This is a genomic window from Streptomyces sp. NBC_01264, from assembly GCF_026340675.1.
Lineage (GTDB): Bacteria > Actinomycetota > Actinomycetes > Streptomycetales > Streptomycetaceae > Streptomyces.
This window is the reverse complement of the sequence record NZ_JAPEOX010000001.1, coordinates 2,538,444-2,559,864: the sequence shown is the minus strand read 5'-3', so window position 1 is coordinate 2,559,864 and position 21,421 is coordinate 2,538,444. Positions and strand designations below refer to the sequence as shown.

The window sequence follows — 21,421 nt, the reverse complement described above, 5'->3', positions numbered from 1 at the left end:
GTGGGGAGGGTGGCGTCCTACGGGGTCCGGCGTCGACACGCGAGTGAAGAGTCAGCGTACGCGAGTTCGGCTCTCCGACACGTGGTCAAGCTCTCATCCCGCCGTCGGCCGCGCTGTGGTGTGCGCCACTCGTCCCACCTCGGCACTCCTGCCCGGGCGCGGCTGCCCCGGACCTCGATAATCATGCCCGTGAAGGATCTTGGATTTCGCCGGGCCGCGCCCGCCCTGGCCGTGTTCGTGGCGGTGCGGCTGCTGGGGCTGACCGTGCTCGCGGTGTGGGGGGCGGTGGCCGGCAGCAGCGCGCACACGCTGCTCTCGGCCCGCTGGGACTCCCTCTGGTACGCCCGCATCGCCGCCGAGGGGTACGGGTACGAGGTGGCGCTCCCCAACGGCGACGTCCACTCCAACCTGGCCTTCTTCCCGCTGCTGCCCTGGCTGGAGCGGCTGGTCTCGGCCGTCACAGGGCTCGGGTACGGCTCCGCGGGCCTGGTGGTGTCGGCGCTCGCCGGGCTCGCCGCGGCCTGGGGGATCTTCGCGGTCGCCGAGTCGGTCCACGGCCGCCGGGCCGGAGTGTTCGCCGTCGGGGTCTGGGCCGCGCTGCCCGTCGGGATCGTGCAGTCGATGGCGTACAGCGAGGCGCTGTTCACCGCACTGGCCGCCTGGAGCCTCTACGGGGTCCTGCGCGGGCACTGGATCACCGCCGGCCTGCTCGCGGCCGGGGCGGGGCTGACCCGGCCGGTCGGAGCCGCCGTGGTCGCGGCGGTGTGGGTGGCCGCCGCCCTGGCCCTGCGCGGCCGGGAGCGCTCCTGGCGGCCGGTGGCGGGGGCCCTGCTGGCCCCGCTCGGCGCGGCGGCGTACGTGCTGTGGGTGGGAGCGCGCACCGGGGGCGGCCTGACCGGGTACCTCGACGTGCAGGGCGGCTGGGGCAACGGCTTCGACGGCGGCCTGGCGTTCGCCCGGTTCATCGGGGCGCGGCTGACCTCCCCGGGCCTCCCCACCCTCCTCGCCGGGATCGGGCTGATCGCCGGCGTCGCGCTGGTGCTGTGGCTGTACGCGCTCTGCGTGCGCCGCCGCCAGCCGCTGCCGCTGCTGGTGTACGCGGGGATCGTGGTGGCCCTGGCCCTGTGCGCCTCCGGGTACTTCGGCTCCAAGCCCCGGCTGCTGCTGCCCGCCTTCCCGCTGGTGTTCCCGCCGGCGGTGGCACTGGCCCGGTGGCGGACCGGCCGGGCGGCCGCGGTACTGGGCGTGGCGGCTGCCGCCTCGGCCGCGTACGGGGCCCTCTGGCTGAACGGCTCGGGGCCTCCGTAGGCCGCGCCGGGACGGGCCGCGACGGTGCCCGGCGCTCCACGATCACGGAATGGATCATTCCGCTCCATCTTTGGGCAAAGCAATTGAGCGGGAGTGATAAACGCGGCCTAAGTGTGCGAGGAAAAGATCGGAGGAAGGGACCTTCCCCGCTCCAACCAAAGGACGAATGCCGGGAATTAAGTCCCGTGTGAGAGCAACTCCACATCACATGGTCATCACAAAGCCCGCGATTCGACCGGGCCGCCCATCCGCGCGCGGTAACGTCGATTGAGTGCGTACCGACCAAATCCTGCCCAGACTGGAGCGGGTGTTCGCCCGGCTGGACAGGGAACCAGAGCGACCGGCTCATCTGCAAACACCGCGGATGAGCCGGCACCGCGTCGTGCTCCTCGGGGCGACCCTCGGCATCTACCTCGCCATCGTCGTCGCGGTCCTGACCACTACCTGGCTCGTCCGCCTCGACTGGCAGATCATGTTCTTCCGGCCGTACGAGCAGTGGCCGGAGCTCCACGCCTTCCTCGACTACCTCGTCGTCCTGGGCCAGCGCGGCCCCACCGCGGTCATGGTCGCCGCGTGGCTCGGCTGGCGGTCCTGGCGGCAGCACACCCTCCGCCCGCTGATCACCCTCGGCGTGGCGCTGCTGCTGCTCAACATCACCGTGGGCGCCGTCAAGCTCGGCCTGGGCCGGCTCGGTCCGCACTACGCCACCCAGATCGGCTCCGCGGAGCTCTTCGCGGGCGGCGATATATTTCCTTCCGGCCACACCGCCAATGCAGTGGTGACCTGGGGAATCCTGGCCTACCTGGCCTCCACGGGGGTGACCCGCCGGGTGCTCTCCCTGGTCTCCGCCGTGGTCTCCCTGAGCGTCGGCGCGACCACCGTCTACCTCGGCACCCACTGGGTCAGCGACGTCCTGCTCGGCTGGCTCGCCGGTCTGCTGGTGCTGCTGGCGCTGCCGTGGTTCGAGCCGCTCATCGCCAGGGTCGAGGCCTACGTCTTCGACGTACGCGCCCGGCTGCGCAGCCTCGTGGAGGCCGGGCGGGTGCCCGAGGCCCTCACCGGGCTGCTCGTCCCGCTGCTCTCGGCCGGCGGCAAGTGGCAGCTCCAGCGGCCGTCCGGGGAGCCGTCCGAGCGGCAGCCGGCGCAGCCCGTACAGCCTGCTGAGCCCGTGCCCGCGGAGCTCGTGCCCGCGGCGTCCGTGCGCTCCGTGCAGCCCGTGGTCCTGCGGCAGCCGGAGCCGGCCGAGCCGGTCCAGGTCCCGGTTCCGGCGTCGGCGTCGGCCGGCGGCGCAGCCGCCTCCGCTTCCGTGCCGGCCGGGCACCAGCCCGCCGCCCGGCCGGCTCCCCTCTCCGCCCGTCCGCACCTGATCCGCTCCGAGCGGACCCCGCTCACCCCGGCCGGCAGCCGCCGTCCGGCCCACGCGGAGCGCGCCCCGGTGCGCGGCGCGGCGCCCCGCCCGGCCGCCGGAGGCTGAGCCGGACGGTACGCACACCCTCCGCTCGCACGTCCACGGCGGGTCCCGGTCCGACGACCGGGGCCCGCCGCGGTGCGTCCGGGGACCGCCGTGGACGCGTCGGCCCTTCGGGGCCGGCCCGGGGGCGAAAGGGCCGGAACGTCAGCCCCGCGCCCGGACGTTCCTCCATACCGGGTCACGCTTGGGTCACGGATTGTCGACAGTCTCCCACGGTGGAGTTCGTCCGGACCTTTTATTTGCCGTCCGGCGACACGCCCGAGATGAATTCTGTTTCGAATTTCTCCAGAACTCCCCGTAATTGTGGCCGGAGTGCACCTGGGGCCCCCTCCGCTTCCTTACAACTCCTTCACTTCTCCGGCCGCTTCACGCGGTTCCAGAGACCTGCCGAGCCGATCTCGCGCGGCCCGGATCCGGTCCGTCAGCTCGGCCGGTTCGACGACCTCGAACTCACACCCGATCATCATGATGTGAATCACCAGGACATCGAGGTTGACCGCCCCGGTGCGCAGGATGCAGCTCTGCTCGTCGAGCGGCTCCAGGGTCCCGTCGGCCGGCCCGATGATCCGCGCGGCCTCCTGCTCGGGCACGCGCAGCCGGATGACCGCGCGGGCCGCGTACACCCGCTGGGAGATGCCCCGGGAGACGTAGGCGGCGAGGTCCCCGGCGGGCGGCGGGCGCGGGGTGAAGCGCGGTCCGTGCGGGGGCCTGGGCTCGATCCGGTCCACCCGGAAGGTCCGCCAGTCCTCCCGGTCCAGATCCCAGGCGACGAGGTACCAGCGGCGCTCGCTGCACACCAGCCGGTGCGGTTCGACGGTCCTGCGGGTGACGGTTCCCCCGTGGTCCCGGTAGCCGAAGCGCAGCCGCTCGGTGTCGCGGCAGACGCCGGCCAGCTCGGTCAGGACGGAGGGGTCGACGGTGGACGCGCCCGCCCCCCGGAGCATGGGCACGGTGAACCGGTTCAGCGCGGACACCCGGGACCGCAGCCGTGACGGCAGCACCTGCTCCAGCTTCGCCAGCGCCCGTACGGAGGCCTCGCCGATGCCCTCCACGCCGTTCCCGGCGGCGGTCCGCAGCCCGACCGCCACGGCGACGGCCTCGTCGTCGTCGAGCAGCAGCGGCGGCAGCTCGGCGCCGGCCCCCAGCTGGTACCCGCCGCCGGTGCCCGGACTGGCGTTCACGGGGTAGCCGAGCTCCCGCAGCCGGTCCACGTCCCGGCGCACGGTCCGCGGCGTCACGCCGAGCCGGCCGGCCAGGTCGGCCCCGGTCCATTCCCGGTGGGCCTGCAACAGGGACAACAGACGCAGCAGTCGCGCGGAGGTATCGAGCATGTCCGCAGTCTGCCCGCACGACCGGGGCCGCACGACCGGCGCCGCAGGACCGGGGTCACACCGGAAGCGGGTGGACCGCGGACCGGCGGACCGACAAACTTGCGGCGCTAGGTTTTGTGATCCCGGCCTGCCAGGAGGCGCAGTGTCCTTCGTTCCCACCGACCCGCTCGGGCTCGACGAACTCCTCACGCCCGAGGACCTCGCCATCCGGGACACCGTCCGCGGCTGGGCCGCGGACCGGGTCCTGCCGAACATCGCCGAGTGGTACGAGAACGGCGAGCTGCCCGGGATCCGGGAGATCGCCAAGGAGCTCGGCGCCCTCGGCGCCCTCGGGATGTCGCTCCAGGGCTACGGCTGCGCGGGCGCGAGCGCCGTGCAGTACGGGCTCGCCTGCCTGGAACTGGAGGCCGCCGACTCCGGGATCCGCTCCCTGGTGTCCGTACAGGGGTCCCTCGCGATGTACGCGATCTGGAAGTACGGCTCCGAGGAGCAGAAGCAGCGGTGGCTGCCCGGCATGGCCGCCGGCGAGCTCATCGGCTGCTTCGGGCTGACCGAGCCCGACGTCGGGTCGGACCCCGGCGCGATGCGCACGCACGCCAAGCGCGACGGCTCGGACTGGGTGCTGAGCGGCCGCAAGATGTGGATCACCAACGGCTCGGTGGCCGCCGTGGCCGTCGTCTGGGCGCAGACCGAGGAGGGGATCCGCGGCTTCGCCGTCCCCACGGACAGCGCGGGCTTCTCCGCCCCGGAGATCAAGCACAAGTGGTCCCTGCGCGCCTCGGTGACCAGCGAGCTGGTCATGGACGACGTACGGCTGCCCGCCGACGCGGTGCTCCCGGGCGTCACCGGGCTCAAGGGGCCGCTCGGCTGTCTCAGCCACGCGCGGTACGGGATCGTCTGGGGTTCGATGGGCGCGGCGCGCGCCAGCTTCGAATCGGCGCTCGACTACGCGAAGACCCGCGAGCAGTTCGGCAGGCCCATCGGCGGCTTCCAGCTCACGCAGGCCAAGCTCGCGGACATGGCGCTGGAACTCCACAAGGGGATCCTGCTCGCCCATCACCTGGGACGGCGGATGGACGCGGGGACCCTGCGGCCGGAGCAGATCAGCTTCGGCAAGCTCAACAACGTCCGCGAGGCCATCGAGATCTGTCGCACCGCGCGGACGATCCTCGGTGCCAACGGGATCTCCCTCGAATACCCCGTCATGCGGCACGCCACCAACCTCGAATCGGTCCTCACCTACGAGGGGACCGTCGAGATGCACCAGCTCGTGCTGGGCAAGGCGCTCACCGGGCTCGACGCCTTCCGCTAGGGCCGGGTGGGGCCCACTGGATGCCGGGAGGGCCGGAAGGAAGCCGGAGGCGGCCGGTGAGGGCCTTGCTCAGCTCTGGTTGAAGAAGTCACGCGAGCGGCCGCCGGACTCGCCGCTCACGATCTGGGTGTCGGCCGGGGTCAGCAGGAAGACCCTGGTCGCCACCCGCTCGATCGAACCGCGCAGGCCGAAGGTCAGACCGGCCGCGAAGTCGACCACGCGCTTCGCGTCGCCCGGGTCCATCGAGGAGAGGTTCACGATGACCGGGACACCGTCACGGAACAGCTCGCCGATGCCGCGGGCGTCGCGGAAGCCGTCCGGGGTGACCGTCGCGATGCGGCGGCCCTGCTCGACGGCGGACTCCGACGCCACCTTGACGCGCGGGTCCGTGACCCACTGCTCGCCGGGGCCGACCACCGAACCCCCCTGCGGGGCCTCCGCGTAGTCGTCGTCGTAGTAACGCTCGTCGTCGCTGTCCTCTACGAGACCCAGCCAGGCACTCGCCTTGCGCACCGAACCCATGGACGCCTCCTTTCATCGCGGTCAGTCTGTCTTCTCTTCCGCGTTCCTATCGTCGTCCATGATGCTGACAACGCGCCAAGTGGATAGGCGCCGCGCAGGGGTTTCGTGACGGTACTGGTGCAGAACATCCGTTGCACCGTCAAGGATCCGGGCGGCTACCGCTGCTGACTGAGTGAAAATACGACCGGCGCCGCCGTACGGGTGACTGCCGGGGGCGTACGGGTGACGGCCGGTCTCGCTACCATGCCCGTCAGCACGCGTATGACACACGGGGGAATCGTTTTGTTCGGCATCGTCAGACCATGCACGCACCGGCTGGGGGAACGGTTCAAGACGGAGTGGATGGCCCATCTCTGCGGGCTGTGCCTGGCACTTCGGGGGGACCACGGCCAGTTCGCGAGGATCGTGACCAACTACGACGGGCTGCTCGTCTCCGTTCTGACGGAGGCTCAGTCGGGTCCCGCCCCGGGCTCCCGGCGCACCGCCGGCCCCTGTCCACTGCGCGGCATGCGCACCGCGGCCGTGGCCAACGGCGAGGGGGCGCGGCTCGCCGCCGCCGTCTCGCTGGTCCTGGCCTCCGCGAAGGTGCGCGACCACGTGGCCGACCGGGACGGGCTGTTGGCCCGCGCCCCGATCGCGCTCGCGGCGCGCCGGGTGGCCCGTGGCTGGGACCGGGCGGGTGCCCGTACCGGGGCCTCGCTCGGCTTCGACACGGCCGTGCTCGTCGACGCCGTCGACCGGCAGGCGGGCATCGAGACCCTGGCCGGAGCGGGCACGCCGGTGCTCGTGGTGACCGAGCCGACCGAGACCGCCACGGCCGCCGCCTTCGCCCATACCGCGACCCTCGCCGGACGGCCAGGCAACGCCCCCGCGCTCGCCGAGGCGGGACGCTACTTCGGGCGGCTCGCGCACCTGCTGGACGCCGTCGAGGACCAGGCGGCGGACGCGGCGGCGGGCGCCTGGAACCCGCTGACCGCCACCGGGACCCCCCGCGGCGAGGCGCGCAGGCTGTGCGACGACGCGCTGCGCGGCATCCGGCTGGCACTGCGGGAGGTGGAGTTCGCCGACGCGGGGCTCGCTCACCGGCTGCTCGTGCACGAGCTGCGCACCTCGGTGGACCGGGCCTTCGGGACCGCGGGCTGCGCGCATACCGCCCATACCGCCCACGTGGGGACGGGCGGGGCCCCCGTGGGCTCCTTCGGTCCGCCCCCGGTGGACTTCGGTCCGCCGCCGGCGCCTCCGCGCAGGCCGCGCCGGGACCTGCTGCCGGGCTGTGCGGTGGCCGTGGGGCTGTTCTGCACCTGCCAGCTGTGCTGCGCGGAGCACGAGGGTCCGTGGTCCCGCGAGAGGAAGGACCCGTGGTGCGACGCGGGGGACTGCTGCGACGGCTGCGACTGCTGTAGCGACTGCGGCTGCGGGGACTGCTGCTGCTGTCCCTGTGACGGCTGCTGAGGACGTTTCGGCCCGGCTTCGGCCCCGGCTTGGTGACGGCTTGGTTCCGGTTTGGTACGGGCTTGGCCCGGCCCCTCGCATCGGTGATTCAGTAGGGCGATTTCCAGCCGTTCGGGCAGCCGGTGGGCGGGGGGCGGTGACAAGACCTGGTCTGCGGCAAGGGAGTATGTCGGTCGAGTCGGTCGGACGTAAGCGGACAGTGGCTGGAATCGGCTCTTGCCGGGCGGGGCTGACGGCAGAAATTCTTCGATAGCATTTACCGGGTTTGTCAGGGGCACGGCGAACGGCGATCTGTCGGGCGTGGTCCCTGCTACCCGCACGATCCCGGGCACTGCACCAGCCCCGGGCTTCGATTCCCTTCGGGAGGACAATAAGTGACGACCAAGCGCAACTTCCGTTCCCGGCTCATCGCCGTGGCCGCCGGGCTGACCGCCGTGGCCACCCTCGCGGTTCCCGCGTCGGCGTCCGAGGCCCCGAGCGGCGGCAGCGTCAACGCCGAGCGCCTCGCCGCGGTGGAGGCCTCGCTGCTGCGTTCCGACGTCGCCGGCACCGCCTGGGGCACGGACCCGAACACGGGGGCCCTCGTGGTCACCGCGGACTCCACCGTCTCGGACGCGAACATAGAGAAGATCAAGAAGGAGGCCGGGGCCAACGCCTCGGCGGTGCGCATCGAGCGGACCCACGGCAAGCTGTCGAAGCTGATCACCGGCGGCAGCGGCATCTGGACCTCGCAGTGGCGCTGCTCCCTCGGCTTCAACGTGCGCCGTGGCAGCATCTACTACCTGCTGACCGCGGGCCACTGCACCGACGGTGCGGGCACCTGGTACGCCAACTCCAGCGGCTCCACCAAGATCGGCGCCACCGCCGGCAGCAGCTTCCCGACGAACGACTACGGGATCGTCCGCTACGACAACAAGTCCCTGTCGCACAAGGGTGCTGTCGGCAGCCAGGACATCAAGGACGCCATCAGCGCCAAGGTCGGCCTGTCCGTCAAGCGGCGCGGCAACACCACCGGTATCCACGGTGGCAAGGTGACCGGCCTGAACTACACCGTGAACTACGGCAACGGTGAGATCGTCTACGGCCTCATCCGGACCAACGTCTGTGCCGAGCCCGGCGACAGCGGCGGCCCGCTGTACTCCGGTACCCACGCGGTCGGCCTCACCTCCGGCGGCAACGGCAACTGCACCTCGGGCGGAACCACCTACTTCCAGCCCGTGAAGGAAGCCCTCTCCCGGTACAACGTCAGCGTCTTCTAGTCCCTGGGCGCCCCGGGCCCCAGGGTCCGGGCGTCAGGTCCACCGGACGCGCGCGAGCACGACACCGCCCCGGACGTCCTCCCCCTGTGGGGAGGGTGTCCGGGGCATCCGTGTTTCCGGACGCGCACAGGCCCGGACGGCGTACCGTCCGGTTTCCGGCCGGGCCCGTGTGGAAGGGTTGAGCGGCATGAGCGCTGACGCAGCCGGCACCGGCCGCACCGACGGAATCGAAGCCGTCGGTGCCACGGACGGCACAGAGGATCCGGCCGCGGCCTGGAAGCAGTGGCACGAGCATCGGGTGGCCACCGTGTCCGCCCCCTACGGGCCGCTCGCGCTGACGGGCACCCACTGGCTCGCCGATTACCCGGAAGGTCGAATTCCGGCCGTTCCGGGGCATTGGCGGGCCGGCGGCGGAGGCGTGACCCTGACCGCCGTTCCGGGGGACGGGATCGCCCTGGACGGCGAGTCCCTCACCGGCTCCGCCGTCCTGGCCGCCGACGGGGCCCCGCCCTCGCACTCCAGGCTCCGCGCCGGGGAGGTGCGGCTCGTCGTGATCCGGCGCGAAGGGGAATGGGCGGTACGGGTGTTCGACCCGGCCGCACCGGGCCGCGCGGCCTTCACCGGGATCGAGGCGACCCCGTACGACCCGGCGTACGCGGTCCCGGGGCGGTTCACCCCGTACGGCGAGGACCGGACGGTCCAGGTCGAGAACGCGGACGGGCGGGTGCGCGGGCTCGGCCTGGGCGGGGAGCTGAGCTTCGCCTTCGCGGGCGCCCGGCACACGCTGCGGGTCGTGGTGGACGAGGAGGACGGCAGCCTCTGGGCGGTCATCGGTGATGCCACCGCAGGCCGTTCCAGCTACCGGTTCCGCTTCCTCAAGCCCGGAACCCCCGCCGCGGACGGCTCCGTGACCGTGGACCTCAACCGGGTCCAGCTCCCGCCGTGCGCCTTCGTGGACCACTTCGTCTGCCCCTTCCCTCCGCCGGGCAACACCCTGCCCTTCGGGATCGAGGCGGGCGAGAGGCGGCTGAAAGGCGCCCTTGCTAGCGGTATCTGACACCAGGAGACTCCCGTCAGCGTCTCTCGGGGCTTGTCAGGGGCACGTCGAGCGCCATCTCGTCCGCCGCGCCCCCGGCCGCCCTCCACGGGCTCCGGCACCACCCCACCCCGCCGGGCCTCCGAACCCCACTCGGGAGGACGACAAGTGACGATCAAGAGCATCATCCGTTCCAGGCTGTTCGCCGTGGCCACCGGCATGGCCGCGGTGGCCGCCCTCGCCGCCCCCACGGCCGCGCACGCCGACGGCGGCTTCAGCGCCGACCGGCTCGCCTCCGCCGGCGCCTCGGTCCTGCGCGCCGACGTGGCCGGTACCGCCTGGCACACCGACCCCGCCACCGGCACCCTCGTGGTCACCGCCGACTCCACCGTCTCGGCGGCGAGCATCGCCAGGATCCGCAGCGAGGCCGGAGCGAACGCGGCCGCCCTGCGCATCGAGCGCACCCCCGGCAAGCTGAGGAAGCTGATCTCCGGCGGCGACGCCATCTACGCCTCCGGCTGGCGCTGTTCGGCCGGCTTCAACGTCCGCAGCGGCAGCACCTACTACATCCTGACCGCCGGACACTGCACCGACGGTGCGGGCACCTGGTGGAGCAACTCCGCCCGCACCACCGTCATTGGCCCCACCGTGGGCTCCAGCTTCCCGAACAACGACTACGGACTCGTCCGCTACGACAACGCCGCCGTCGCCCACCCCGGGACTGTCGGCAGCCAGGACATCACCAGCGCCATCAACGCCACCAACGGCCTGGCCGTCACCCGGCGAGGCTCCACCACCGGCATCCACAGCGGCACGGTGACCGGGCTCAACGCCACCGTGAACTACGGCGGCGGCGACGTCGTCTACGGCATGATCCGGACCAACGTCTGCGCCGAGCCCGGTGACAGCGGCGGCCCGCTCTACTCCGGCACCCGCGCGGTCGGCCTCACCTCCGGCGGCAGCGGCAACTGCACCTCGGGCGGGACCACGTTCTTCCAGCCCGTCGTCGAGGCGCTCAACGCGTACGGCGTGAGCGTGTACTAGCCCCCGCTCCGGGGCCGCACCACGGACCCGTGCGCCCCCGCCGCACCCCTGGACGTCCTCCCGCCTTCTGGGAGGATGTCCAGGGCGTTCGTGTCCACGGGGGGAGCGGGTTTCTGCATGAAGCGAATCGGCGTGACCGGGCACCGGTCGATTCCGGACGAGCTGCTCGGCCATGTGGAGCAGGGCCTGCGGGCCGTACTCGGTGGCCACGAGGGGCCGTTGGAGGCCCTCTCCAGCCTCGCCGAGGGAGCGGACCAGCTGTTCGCCGCCATCGCGCTGGAATGCGGCGCGGACCTCACCGTGGTCATCCCCAGCGGGGACTACGAGGAGGGCTTCGAGGACGCCGGCGCGCTCGACCGGTACCTGGGGCTCAAGCGCCGGGCCGCCCAGGAGGTCCGGATGGACTTCGCCCGCTCCACCGACGAGGCCTACTACGCGGCCGGAACCTGGATCGCCGACTCCTGCGACCGCCTCGTCGCCGTCTGGGACGGCCTGCCCGCACGCGGGCACGGCGGCACCGCGGAGATCGTCGCCTACGCCCGCGAGCTCGGCAAGCCCGTCACCGTGATCTGGCGGGAGGGCGTGACCCGGGACTGAGGCCACGCCCGCCCCCGGGTCAACTGCTGTGCCGGGCCAGCCAGTCCGTGTGCTGCGGGGACACGTACCGCTCGGTCTCGTAGACCGCCGCCGGCCACTGCGTCTCCGTGATCGTCGTCTGCATCACGACCATCATCGCGGAGAGGTCCTGCTCGATCAGGGTGTGCGCCTCGATCAGCGGATGGTGGCGCCGCACCTCGTTCCAGGCGATGCCGGCCGTCGCCGCCGCGCTCAGCAGCCCGGTCAGCGCCGGCCCCGGACCCGAACCGAACGCCCCGAAGAGGGCGAACAGCAGCGCCAGCAGGGTCAGCAGCACGATCGACCACGACCACAGGGCCGTGGCGCGCCGGGACACCTCCGTCTTGCGCTGGTACCAGTTGCGCTGCTCGATCAGCCGGTCGCGGACGTACGTCTCCCGGCGGACCTGGTAGTCCAGCCCCCGCAGCCGGAACATCGCCCCGGTGATCTCCCCGCCCTCGGGCACCGGCCCGGCCGTCCGCGGATCCTCCCAGCCCATCTTCCGCAGCTCGTTCAGTCCCGCCTCCAGCCGGGTCCGGTACGTCTCCTCGACGCCCGGGACCTCGCTGCCGAACGGTGCGCCGTGGACGGCGTACCGCCAGGCCAGCGATTTGATGAACTCCGCGGCGCTGCGGTTGAGCTGCCACTGCGGGCGCGCCCGGCGCCGGGTGGCCCGTACGCCCACGCCCAGCACCCCGGCGTACGCGAGCACGCTGAGGAGCCCCGACAGGTAAGCGGAGCCGAGCTTGGGCCCCGCGGGCAGGGCGGCGACGGCGGCGGCCACGACGAGCAGCATCAGCTGGGCGCGCGTGGCCTGGGTGGATTCCCGCTGCCGGGAGATCGCCGCCTGGTCGGTGTGGTGGAAGAGGGCCGGCAGGTCCTCGTTGCGAAAGGTCATGCTGTCACTCACAGCGAACCCCCCAGTCTGCTGCTCGTCCATGGATCGGGGGAGGTGCGGGGGCGGCTCCCGGCGGGAGCCGCCCCCGCGGATCACACCGCCAGCGGCTCCAAGTCCCGGTGGACCCGGCGCTCGTCGCGGGCGTACCGGGTCAGCCCGTGGTCCTCGCCGAGCAGCCGGGTCAGCTCGGCCACCGCCTCGGCCCGTACCCGGTTCGCCTCCTCCTTGCGGCCCATCATGTCCAGGCTGACCGCCATGTTGGAGGAGCTCGCCAGGGTCTCCGGGTGGTGGACGCCCAGCGCCTCGCGCAGCCGCATCACCGAGATCCGCTCCAGCTCCAGGGCGCCCTCCGGATCGCCCAGGTCGGCCCGGGCGTTGGCCAGGTTGAGGTTGGCGAAGATGGTGTGCGGGTGGTTGTCGCCCAGCACCTCGCGCATGTGGTGGATGGTCTGGCGCAGCATCGTGTCGGCGGTGTCCGCCGCACCCGTGCCCCAGTGGAACACCGCGAGGTTGTTGACCGCGGCCAGGGTGTACGGGTGCCGCTCGCCCGGCACCTTCACGTACTCGTCCACCACCTCCTGGGCCAGGTCCCGCGCACCGCCCGGGTCCCCGGTCGCGAACAGGTCGGCGGCCAGGTTCAGTTCGCAGGCCAGCAGGTCCGGGTTGACCGAGGTGTACTTGGCCCGGTATCGGTTGCGGGTCGCCGTGGTCAGCCGCAGCGCGTCCTCCACGTCCCCCGCCCTGCGCAGGGAGACCGCGAGGTTCTTGGCCGCCGACAGGGTGCCGGGGAAGGCCCGGCCCAGGGTCCGCTTGTAGATCTCGTACGTCCGGCTCAGCAGTTGCACCGAGTCGTCGTACCGGCCCACCTCGCGCAGGTCGCGCGCCAGGTTCTGCGCCGAGGACAGGGTGTACGGGTGGTCCGTGCCCAGCACCTCGGTGCGCCGGTCGAAGACCTCCTGGTCGATCTCCCTGGCCCGCGCGTACTGCCCGATCATGCGCAGGTTCAGCGCCAGGTTGTTCGCGGCGGCCAGGGTGCGCGGGTGCGCCTCGTGGAAGATCTGCCCGAAGCCCTCGTGCGCGGCGTTCGCCAGCTCCATCGCCTCGCCGTAGCGGCCGAGCGCGCCCAGGTCCATCGCCAGACCGCTCGTGGTCATGTAGGTGTGCGGGTGCGAGACGCCCAGCGCCGCCTGCTGGCGCTCCAGGGTGCCCTCGTCCAGCTCCATCGCCTCCACGAACCGGCCCTGCGAGCGCAGGATGTTGGAGAGGTGGAAGCGCAGGTACAGGTACTGGAGGTCGTCGCCGCCCAGGGTCTCGCGCCAGGTCTCGCGCAGCTCCTCGCCCAGCGCGTACGCGGCCTTAAAGTCACCGCGCTTCCAGAGGTAGCGGACGCGGTCGATCAGCAGCCGGCGGGTCTCCGGCTCCTTGCAGAACCGGGCCTCGGAGGGGGTCAGGTGCGGCCAGATGGTGTTGAACCGCGGCCAGGTCTCCGGGTTGTCTATCGGCTCGTCGTCGTCCGGCCGCGCACCCGCCAGGATCCGGTGCACCGCGTGCCGGGCCTCGCGCTGCTCCTCCTCGGAGAGCTGCGCCCGGATCACGGCCTGCACCAGGCGGTGGACCTGGATGCTGTTGCTGACCTGGTCGACCTTGGCGAGGGCGAACCGGCCGATCTCCCGGATGACCCGGCCCAGGACCAGCTTCTCCTGGAGGGAGGAGTCGTACGGCTTCAGGGCGTCGATCATCTCCTTGCTGTAGAGCAGGTTCGCCGAGATCGGCTCGGGCGCGAAGAACGCGCAGAGCTGGAGCAGCCGTACGGCCGCGGGGGAGCGGGACTGGAGCCGTTCTATGGAGACGTTCCAGGTGGCGGCCACCGGCTCCGGGTAGCCGGGCGGCTGGTTCAGCGCCAGCACCCGGGCGGCCTGCTGGGCGAGCTGCTCGATGTACGCGGACACCGGGGTCGCGGTCTCCGCGATCCAGGCGCCCGCCTGCTCGACGGCCAGCGGCAGGTCGCCGACCGCGATGGCCACCTGCTCGGCGTCCTCCTTGCTGAGCCCGGGGGCCCGGCGCTGGAGGTGCTCGATGGACTCCTCGCGCAGGAAGACGTCCACCGGGAGGGCGTCGCCGTACTGGGACCAGGACTGGTTGCGGGAGGTGACCAGCACGTGCCCCGGGCCGCCCGGCGGGAAGTACCGCTTGAGGGTCTCGGGGTCGTCGGCGTTGTCGAAGACGAGCAGCCAGCGCGAGGAGGGAACCCCGCGCCGCAGCAGGTCGATCGCCTCCTGGGAGGCGGCCGACATGTCCTCGCCGGTCTGCGCGCCGAGTCGTACGGCCAGTTCCGCGAGGGCGGCGACCACGTCGTCGGTCTGCTCGGCGGAGATCCACCAGACCAGGTCGTAGTCGGCCATGAACCGGTGCACGTACTCCAGCGCCACCTGGGTCTTGCCCACGCCGCCGAGCCCGAACAGGGTCTGCGGCTGCGGCAGCACCACGGATATGCCGCCGCCGAGCTGGTCGCGCATCCGCTCCAGCACGATGGAGCGGCCGGTGAACCCGGGGTTGCGGGGCGGCGCGTTCCAGATCTTCGGGACCGTCCCCGGGAAGCGGGGGCCGGGCGCGGAGGCACTGGCGACGGTGTCGGGCAGCGCCATCGGCCGTTCCACCGCGCGCAGCAGCGCGGTCGTGGCGTGCACCTCGTCGAGGCGGAACAGGTCCACCGGATTGCGGTCGATGTACGGGGTCGACAGGCGTACGTCGCCCACCCGCAGCGGCACCAGCTGGCGCCGGCCCCCGGTCGGGTCCTCGGCCGCGGCCCGCTCCCACACGTCCACCGCGCGGGCGGACTTGAGGTAGGCGCTGGAGAGCAGCACCACGGTCCGCGCGGCGTTGTCGACGCTGATGCCGGCTCCGCCCAGGGTGTCCCCCGAGGCCGCGTCCGGGGTCCGTTCGGCGGAGACGTCCCGGGGGACGACCCGGAAGCCGGCCCGGGTGAGCACCGATTCGATCCAGTCGGCCCACATGCGGTTCTCGGCGACGTAGGAGAGGAAGAGGTCCGCGGGCAGGGCGGGGCGGCGCCGGGTGAAGGCGTCGCGGATGCGCAGGCGCACCTCCTCGCCGATGGCCGGCATGGAGGTGACGTCGCCCTCGGTGACGACGGCGGTGAGCCGTTCGAAGGCGGAGAGCAGGGAGTTGGTGAGCCCGGCCTCGTCCCCGAAGGTGGCCAGGGTCTCCTCGTAGGCGTAGTAGGGGCGGTACGGGATCTCCACCGCGCCCCAGTAGGAGGTGAGGTCGTCCCCGATCAGGCCGTTGGGGAAGCGGTCGAACTTGATCCGGGCCAGGGCGCGGCCCGCGTCGGCCTTCTCCTTCTCGCCCTCGTCGATGCGCATCGGGACCGGGTAGATCTTGATGCCGCGGTCGTTGAACCGCTCGTCGATCTGCCGGGCCACGGAGGCCGCACCGTCGATGGACTGGTCGGACAGGGTGAAGCAGTCGACCAGGACGTCGGGCAGGTGGACCGTGCAGATGTCGGCTATGTCGGAGAGGCCGGTGCGGCTGTCGATCAGGACGTAGTCGTAGTTCCGCTTCATGTCCGCCCGTAAGGCGTCGAAGAAGAGCCCGCCGCCGAGGCGGTCGTAGAAGTTGTCCCAGTCGAAGGTCGAGACGGTCGCCGAGTACTCGCGGTTCTGCCGGCCCGCCGAGACGAAGTCGAGGGTCCCGCCGTCGGGGAACTCCCAGCCGAGGGTCTCGGGGGTGAGCGAGACGGCGTGCGGCTGGATCCGCGCGTAGTCCTTGTGCCAGTCGTCGGCGCGCTGCACCGGGCTGGTGGCCGCCCACGCGTACTCGCTGATCAGGTCGATGACCCCGGTGGTGGCGCCGAGGGTGGAGGGGTCCAGGAAGGGGTGGAAGAAGCGGTGCAGGCCGGGAGCCTCCAGGTCCCAGTCCACCGCGAGGACCCGCTTGCCGTTGGCGGCGAGGATCCAGGCGGTGTTGGCCAGTGCCATCGTGCGGCCGGTGCCGCCCTTGTAGGAGTAGAAGGTGACGATGCGCCCCTCGCGGTGCTCGTCACGGCTGTCGTGCTGGCTGTCATGGCTCTGGCTGTCACGACTCGATGTCATCCGCGTCCCCCCGGTCGTTGTCGTTGCTGTCGGTGAGTCCGGCCCGCTCGCTCGGCCCGGAGCCGTCGCCCGTGTCGCCCACGGTGGGCGGGAAGGGGGCCGGTGGTGGAGCCGGCGGCCCGTTCATCCCCATCGGACCGAGCAGCCGGGGCCGTTCGGTTCCGGCGGCGGGGCTGCCGGCCGGTGGATAGACCTGGGCGTGTCTGAGGAACTGCTGGGCGGCGGCCTCGACCACCTGCGGCAGGATCTGCCCGAGCGTCTCCATGTTGGCCACGCCGTTGGCGGCGGCCCGGCAGGCGGCCCGGCCCTGGCTCATCTTGACGGGCATGGTGTCCTCGAGCCGGTGGGCCAGCTCGCTCTCCTTCGCGCGGCTCTGGTGGTCGTACCGGTTCCACGGCACGACCACGTTGATCCACGGCCGGGACTCCTGGTCGAAGGCGGCCAGGCGCTGCCGGCGCTGCTCGTCCTCCACCGCCCACCGGTCCACGATGAGGATCTCGGGCCGGGTCGGCGGCTGTTTGGAGTCGAAGTGACCGGCCTCGTCGTCGAACGAGCCCACCGTCGTCTGGTAGTTGAGGTTGCGGACCAGGTCCTCGGCCACGTAGGCGATGGGCCGTTGGGAGACCGGGTGGTACGGGTTCCAGTCCAGCGCGCTGTCCCCGTAGTACTCGGGGCTGCGGCCCTCGGGCAGATCGTGCCGGGAGGCGGCGGCCACGGTGACGTGCAGGGTGCGGGCGGTGGGCCCGGGAGTGCTGCCCGGGGAGCCGAAGGCGCTGGGCACGAGGCGGTAGTCGAGCGGCCGGATCGGGTCGAGCCGGACGGTCTCGGCGACCCGGACGATCCGTTTGGCGAGTTCGTACACGGCGCTCTCGTACTGCTCGGCGTAGCCCCGCAGTTTGATCAGGCCGTAGAGCCCGTCGGTGACGTACCGCTCGCCGAAGGTGTTGTGGTTGAACTGCAACCGCTCGGCGGGAAGGGGTAGTTGGGAGGGCGGTACCGGCACCCATAACGCGGGAACGATGGCCTCGGCGGGCTGATTGCTGAGTGCCACGTGGTGGATGGTGCGCTGCGCGAAGGCGAACCATTCCTTCCCGCACATCTCGCTGGCGAAGTAGCGCGGCGAGAACAGGGGGACGAAGACCCGGCAGGTGGCGAGAGCCGCCCCGAGTCGTTCCGACCAGCCCTCACCGCTGCGTATCTCCCGGTCCATGAAGCCGGCCTCGGCTCCCGCGGGCAGGTTCGTCAGTGCCATGACATGGCTGCAGAGGTCGCGGAAAAGCCGCTCCACCCACATGTCCGGGTCTGGTCCTCCCGCCCCGAACCTCGGTGTATGCGCATAACTGAGAAAAAAGTACGGCTGCACTGATGCGGGCACACGACCCCCGTCCCGAAGATGCGAGCGAAGAAACATCATTCCGGAGCTGCTCCGCCACATCCCCTCATCGTTCAGTCAATCAGCGTCTGTTTTCGGTCATCCATTCAAGCGCGTGATCGACGGCATGCGGAAGGGCGAAGAGCATGGTCGATGCTCCGCCGATCCACCCCCGGCGCATCCGGTCTTCCGGGAACGCCCTGCCGATCTCGGCGAAATCGCTGTCATCCAGCGCGATGTCCTCGTACGCGGTCCACCCTTCCCGCTTAGGCGCCTCTTTTCCGTGACAGGGCTGCCCCCCTGAAGACCCCGGAAGGTTCACCTTCACCACACACTCGTACATGCGCAAGGGGGGCTTCGGAATTCGATACTCCGCGAGATGGAAAGCGGTGCATACGGAAAATCCCACATTGATCATGAGTACCTTCCACCCCTCCCAGCACATCTTTCCCAGGGGTGATTCCTCACCCAAATGGCTGGTCAGCGGGTGCCCCGCACACAGTTCCCGGGCACCTGCGCCGACCGCGGCGAAAGAGGTCTGCGGATGCCCGCTGCGGGCCGCTCCCGGGGCGGTGCGCACCGCCTCGGCGAGGACCCCCATGCCGTGGCTCGGGGTGTGCTCCGGATCGAAGGCGGGCATCCCCGCGCGAAAGGCCCGTACGCCCTCCTCGGAGAGGCCCGCGATCCGTGCCAGGTGCGCGGTGGAGGACTTGGAGTTCTGCGGGGTGAAGGCCGGCGCCGCGAGGGTGCCGCCCGCCCCGACGGCGGCGAGCAGGGCGTCCCGCAGCTCCTCGGCGCGCAGGCCGGTGCCGCGGAGCGAGGCGTGCACCAGGAGGCGCATGCCGGGGCGCACACCGAGGGCGCGGAGGGAGGCGGCGAGGCCGGTGAGGGGGCCGGGGAGGCCCCGGAGGGGGCCGGCGGGGCCCCCCGTCACGCGTCGACCGCCTTCAGTTCCCAGCGGAGCTGCTCCACGAGACGCTTGCCGGTGCTCGTCAGCTCCGCCGCCCCCGACAGCCGGTCCAGCGCCCGGTTGATCCGGTCGAGACCGCCCGGCTCCGCCGCCGCGGTGGCCCGCCGGTAGGCCTCCACGGCCACCCGCTCGTGGACGTCGGCCAGCAGCCGCGACACCGGGACCGGGCGCTCGCGCCACGGGGAGGGGTGCTGCCACTCCCCGTCCAGCGCGTACAGGTCGGCCACCTCGGTCAGCGCCTGGAGCCCGGCCCGCCGCCGCCCGGTCAGCAGCGCGAGCGCGGTCTCCGCTACCCCCGCCGCGTACGGCACTCCGAGCGCGCCCGGACCGTGCCGCCCGGCCTCGCCCCAGTCGGCGGTCCGCGGACCGCCCGCGAGCGGGGTCAGCGTGGTCAGCCCGGTGGCGGCCGCCCGCGCGAACTCGGGCACCGAGGCGTGCAGCAGCGCCCACGCCGCGTCGAGGCGCCCCCGCCACTCCTCGGCCTCCCCGGCGCCGAGCCGCAGCCTGGGCGGGCGGGCGAAGCAGTTGCGGTGCGGATCCAGGTCCTCCAGCGCCACCGGGGCCGCGTCCGGCCCGGGCGACCAGGTGCGTACGGGCTGCCAGCGCGCGTCACTGGCACCGGGCCCGAAGCGGTGCTCGGCGCGGCCCTCCTCGCGGACGGCGTACCCCCCGTCGGCGGCGCGCAGCGCGGCCCGCCCTTCGGTGCCGGGCTCGCCCAGGCGCAGCAGGCCGAGCGTCGGCAGGTACACCTCGCCGTCCCGGTAGAGCACCTCGGCGGGCAGGTCGAGCCGGCCGCGCAGCACGGCGGCGGCGGCCAGTGCGGTCAGCCTGCGGGCCGCCTGCGGGGCGGCGGGGCCCGCCTGCGCGGGGTCGAGGCAGGCCATGACCCAGGTCCGGGTGAAGGGGTGGGCCAGTACGGCGTCCAGCGCGTCCGCGCCCGCCCGCCCGGCCCGCTCCACGGCGCCCAGCACCCCCCAGGCCCGGTCCCAGTCGGAATCACCCGTGCGGCGGTCGTTCAGAAGGGCGAGCAGGTCCCGGGTGAGCTGCTCCTGGGCGGCGGCCAGCTCGGTGGGGTCGGACAGTTCCGGCGCGCTCGCGCGGGTGCTCGTACGCCCCTCCACGCCGTCGACGAGCTCGCGCAGGTCGGTGCAGTAGACCGAGGGGTTGTCGAAGTCCCCGGCGGCTTCCGCTGCGGCTTCCGCGCCCGGAGCGGCCTTGTAGCGGTGCGTGTAGAGCCCGCCGCCGCACGAACGTACGACGGGGCACCGGCGGCACGTGTCGCTGACGCCGGCCAGGCCCAGTTGCCGGGCGCGGACCCCGGGATGGGCGGCGACCAGGTCGAAGGCGTGGTCGAAGACGTTGAACCCGGTGGCGGCGGCCCCCTCGAAGGCGCTCTTCAGGGAGTCGACCTGCTCCAGGTTCCCGTCGGTCTCCACCACGACGAGATCGGTGGGCGCGAGGCCGAGGGACTCGGTGAGGCTGGGACCGCCGGCCAGGGTGGAGAACAGGGAGTCGAAGAGCCGTACGGGGACCGGGCGGCCGAGCCGCTCCCAGTGGTCGAAGACCCGCAGCAGCCAGCGCGCGTAGGTGTCGGGGGCCTCGTCGGGGCGGACCGGGGGCGTCTGCCAGGTGGCGTGCGGGAGGAGGAAGTCCACGCGCGGCGGGGCAAGTTCGACGAGGGCGTTGAGGACGGCCACGGGATCGTTGGCCACGTCGATGGTGCAGAGCAGGCCCTGGTAGAGGTGGCGGTAGGGCTCGGTGCGCAGGAGGTCCACGGCGGCCAGGACCAGGGGGTGGCTGGTGCGTCCGTCGGCGAAGCGGCGGTGGCGGTCGTTGGCCGCGCGGTCCCCGTCGAGGGAGACGCTGACGCTGACGCCGAATTCCACGAAGAGGTCCAGGTAACGGCGGCTGAGCTGAAGGCCGTTGGTGTGCATGCGCAGATCGAGGGCGGCGATGCCGTCGAGGGCGCGGGTGAATTCCTCGCACACGAGCCGGAGGCGGGCGGTGCCCGCGAGAAGCGGTTCCCCTCCGTGAAGGATGACCGTGACGGAGGGGAGTGCGTGTGTCCTTGCGTGTTCGGCGAGCCGCGACGCGGTTTGTGCGATCACCTCGGGGGAGATCACCTTCGGCCGGGCGCGCCAGCTCTGATCTGCGTGTTCGTAGACATAGCAATGATCACAAGCAAGATCGCATCTGCTGTGAACTTTCAGGACGATCTCGCGAAAAGCGATCAGGCCGGTCATTCCACCAGTCTAGAGCTCCGACTTAGTCGTCAGAGTGCAGAGTTGAAGATGGGCGTCTGAACCTTTCGGCCGGATTCCGTCGGGAGGACGCGACCCAGGGTCGCGGCCGCGCGCGCACCGCGGACATCGATCCGGTCGAGCGGGACGCGGGTGGCCGTGACGGTGCTGGCCGGGTGGGTTGCGGAGGTGTTCATGACGCCGTCCTCGGGGAGGTCATGGGGAATGGGAGGGGTTGACATTGGCGAGAAGCCAGTGTCTGGCGCGGACTTTACCTTCCCGATCGGTGATCGGCGTGCCGAACTGCCCAGGCCGTTGTTACAGAGTGATGTCCTGTGCAGGGCCGATCGGGCGCCTGTGGCAAACATGATCGAATTCATTCGGGCCCGGCATTCGCCCGTTTGCCTCAAGGTAAGATCCTTTCTATTCACAGGCCGGCCGCGGCCGCCTGCCGTCACCCCGCGACGGCGGCGACGGCGGGA

General features: G+C 72.0%; 16 protein-coding genes. 8 read left to right on the top strand and 8 right to left on the bottom strand.

All coding sequences use genetic code 11. The features are described from left to right. Positions 1 to 183: 183 nt before the first annotated feature. Together OG435_RS11690 and OG435_RS11685 are read left to right on the top strand one after the other, a co-directional pair. Positions 184 to 1,308, top strand: coding sequence for a hypothetical protein (locus OG435_RS11690; protein ID WP_266876761.1), 1,125 nt, complete (start codon positions 184 to 186; stop codon positions 1,306 to 1,308). Positions 1,309 to 1,579: 271 nt separating this feature from the next. After that, positions 1,580 to 2,782 carry a phosphatase PAP2 family protein gene (locus tag OG435_RS11685; protein WP_266876760.1) on the top strand — a complete coding sequence of 401 codons (1,203 nt, stop codon included), beginning with the start codon at positions 1,580 to 1,582 and terminating at the stop codon, positions 2,780 to 2,782. Between the two features lie 335 nt (positions 2,783 to 3,117). Here OG435_RS11685 and OG435_RS11680 read toward each other — a convergent pair whose 3' ends face one another. Then, on the bottom strand, positions 3,118 to 4,110 hold the full coding sequence (locus OG435_RS11680; protein WP_266876759.1) for a helix-turn-helix transcriptional regulator: 993 nt from the start codon (positions 4,108 to 4,110) through the stop codon (positions 3,118 to 3,120). 142 nt (positions 4,111 to 4,252) lie between these two features. On the opposite strand from OG435_RS11680, the gene OG435_RS11675 reads away from it, so the two are divergent. After that, on the top strand, positions 4,253 to 5,422 hold the full coding sequence (locus OG435_RS11675) for an acyl-CoA dehydrogenase family protein (RefSeq protein ID WP_266876758.1): 1,170 nt from the start codon (positions 4,253 to 4,255) through the stop codon (positions 5,420 to 5,422). Positions 5,423 to 5,491: 69 nt separating this feature from the next. Here OG435_RS11675 and OG435_RS11670 read toward each other — a convergent pair whose 3' ends face one another. After that, positions 5,492 to 5,944: a cell division protein SepF gene (locus OG435_RS11670; protein WP_214947996.1), complete on the bottom strand. Its 453-nt coding sequence runs from the start codon at positions 5,942 to 5,944 to the stop codon at positions 5,492 to 5,494. 282 nt (positions 5,945 to 6,226) lie between these two features. On the opposite strand from OG435_RS11670, the gene OG435_RS11665 reads away from it, so the two are divergent. The 5 genes from OG435_RS11665 to OG435_RS11645 all read left to right on the top strand — a co-directional run bounded on the left by OG435_RS11665 (position 6,227) and on the right by OG435_RS11645 (position 11,332). Further along, positions 6,227 to 7,396, top strand: a complete 1,170-nt coding sequence (locus OG435_RS11665) for a DUF5685 family protein (RefSeq protein ID WP_266876757.1) — start codon at positions 6,227 to 6,229, stop codon at positions 7,394 to 7,396. Between the two features lie 374 nt (positions 7,397 to 7,770). Next, entirely contained in the window at positions 7,771 to 8,655 is an 885-nt protein-coding gene (locus OG435_RS11660; RefSeq protein ID WP_266876756.1) for a S1 family peptidase, read from the top strand. Positions 8,656 to 8,842: 187 nt separating this feature from the next. Further along, positions 8,843 to 9,712: a DUF1684 domain-containing protein gene (locus OG435_RS11655; protein WP_266876755.1), complete on the top strand. Its 870-nt coding sequence runs from the start codon at positions 8,843 to 8,845 to the stop codon at positions 9,710 to 9,712. Between the two features lie 198 nt (positions 9,713 to 9,910). Further along, on the top strand, positions 9,911 to 10,735 hold the full coding sequence (locus OG435_RS11650; protein WP_266881648.1) for a S1 family peptidase: 825 nt from the start codon (positions 9,911 to 9,913) through the stop codon (positions 10,733 to 10,735). 117 nt (positions 10,736 to 10,852) lie between these two features. Next, positions 10,853 to 11,332 (top strand): hypothetical protein, encoded by a 480-nt coding sequence (locus tag OG435_RS11645; protein WP_266876754.1) that lies wholly within the window; start codon positions 10,853 to 10,855, stop codon positions 11,330 to 11,332. A gap of 19 nt (positions 11,333 to 11,351) precedes the next feature. Here the strand turns inward: OG435_RS11645 and OG435_RS11640 are convergent, their stop codons facing one another. The 6 genes from OG435_RS11640 to fxsA form a co-directional block, all read right to left on the bottom strand. Then, a complete protein-coding gene (locus OG435_RS11640) occupies positions 11,352 to 12,248 on the bottom strand; it encodes a DUF4231 domain-containing protein (protein WP_266876753.1) in 897 nt (298 codons plus the stop codon). A 92-nt stretch (positions 12,249 to 12,340) separates the two neighbouring features. After that, the gene (fxsT, locus tag OG435_RS11635) at positions 12,341 to 16,357 is read right to left on the bottom strand and encodes an FxSxx-COOH system tetratricopeptide repeat protein (protein WP_266876752.1); all 4,017 of its coding nucleotides are present in this window, start codon (positions 16,355 to 16,357) and stop codon (positions 12,341 to 12,343) included. Further along, positions 16,341 to 17,768 carry a TIR-like protein FxsC gene (locus tag OG435_RS11630; RefSeq protein WP_266881646.1) on the bottom strand — a complete coding sequence of 476 codons (1,428 nt, stop codon included), beginning with the start codon at positions 17,766 to 17,768 and terminating at the stop codon, positions 16,341 to 16,343. The genes fxsT and OG435_RS11630 overlap by 17 nt, the downstream gene beginning before the upstream one ends. Positions 17,769 to 17,811: 43 nt before the next feature. After that, positions 17,812 to 18,663, bottom strand: a complete 852-nt coding sequence (locus OG435_RS11625; protein WP_266876751.1) for an aminoglycoside N(3)-acetyltransferase — start codon at positions 18,661 to 18,663, stop codon at positions 17,812 to 17,814. Beyond that, a complete protein-coding gene (fxsBH, locus tag OG435_RS11620; protein WP_266876750.1) occupies positions 18,660 to 20,942 on the bottom strand; it encodes a radical SAM/SPASM protein FxsBH, inactivated beta-hydroxylase extension form in 2,283 nt (760 codons plus the stop codon). Before fxsBH ends, OG435_RS11625 begins: the two co-directional genes overlap by 4 nt. A 29-nt stretch (positions 20,943 to 20,971) precedes the next feature. Then, positions 20,972 to 21,136, bottom strand: a complete 165-nt coding sequence (gene fxsA, locus OG435_RS11615) for an FxSxx-COOH cyclophane-containing RiPP peptide (RefSeq protein ID WP_254384685.1) — start codon at positions 21,134 to 21,136, stop codon at positions 20,972 to 20,974. Positions 21,137 to 21,421: the final 285 nt, after the last annotated feature.

Coding starts and splice junctions, on each gene's coding strand:
- OG435_RS11690 (WP_266876761.1), top strand. CDS start 184: ATGCCCGTGAAGGATCTTGGATTTCGCCGGGCCGCGCCCGCCCTGGCC.
- OG435_RS11680 (WP_266876759.1), bottom strand. CDS start 4,110: ATGCTCGATACCTCCGCGCGACTGCTGCGTCTGTTGTCCCTGTTGCAG.
- OG435_RS11670 (WP_214947996.1), bottom strand. CDS start 5,944: ATGGGTTCGGTGCGCAAGGCGAGTGCCTGGCTGGGTCTCGTAGAGGAC.
- OG435_RS11655 (WP_266876755.1), top strand. CDS start 8,843: ATGAGCGCTGACGCAGCCGGCACCGGCCGCACCGACGGAATCGAAGCC.
- OG435_RS11650 (WP_266881648.1), top strand. CDS start 9,911: ATGGCCGCGGTGGCCGCCCTCGCCGCCCCCACGGCCGCGCACGCCGAC.
- OG435_RS11645 (WP_266876754.1), top strand. CDS start 10,853: ATGAAGCGAATCGGCGTGACCGGGCACCGGTCGATTCCGGACGAGCTG.
- OG435_RS11640 (WP_266876753.1), bottom strand. CDS start 12,248: ATGACCTTTCGCAACGAGGACCTGCCGGCCCTCTTCCACCACACCGAC.
- fxsT (WP_266876752.1), bottom strand. CDS start 16,357: ATGACATCGAGTCGTGACAGCCAGAGCCATGACAGCCAGCACGACAGC.
- OG435_RS11630 (WP_266881646.1), bottom strand. CDS start 17,768: ATGTTTCTTCGCTCGCATCTTCGGGACGGGGGTCGTGTGCCCGCATCA.
- fxsBH (WP_266876750.1), bottom strand. CDS start 20,942: ATGACCGGCCTGATCGCTTTTCGCGAGATCGTCCTGAAAGTTCACAGC.
- fxsA (WP_254384685.1), bottom strand. CDS start 21,136: ATGAACACCTCCGCAACCCACCCGGCCAGCACCGTCACGGCCACCCGC.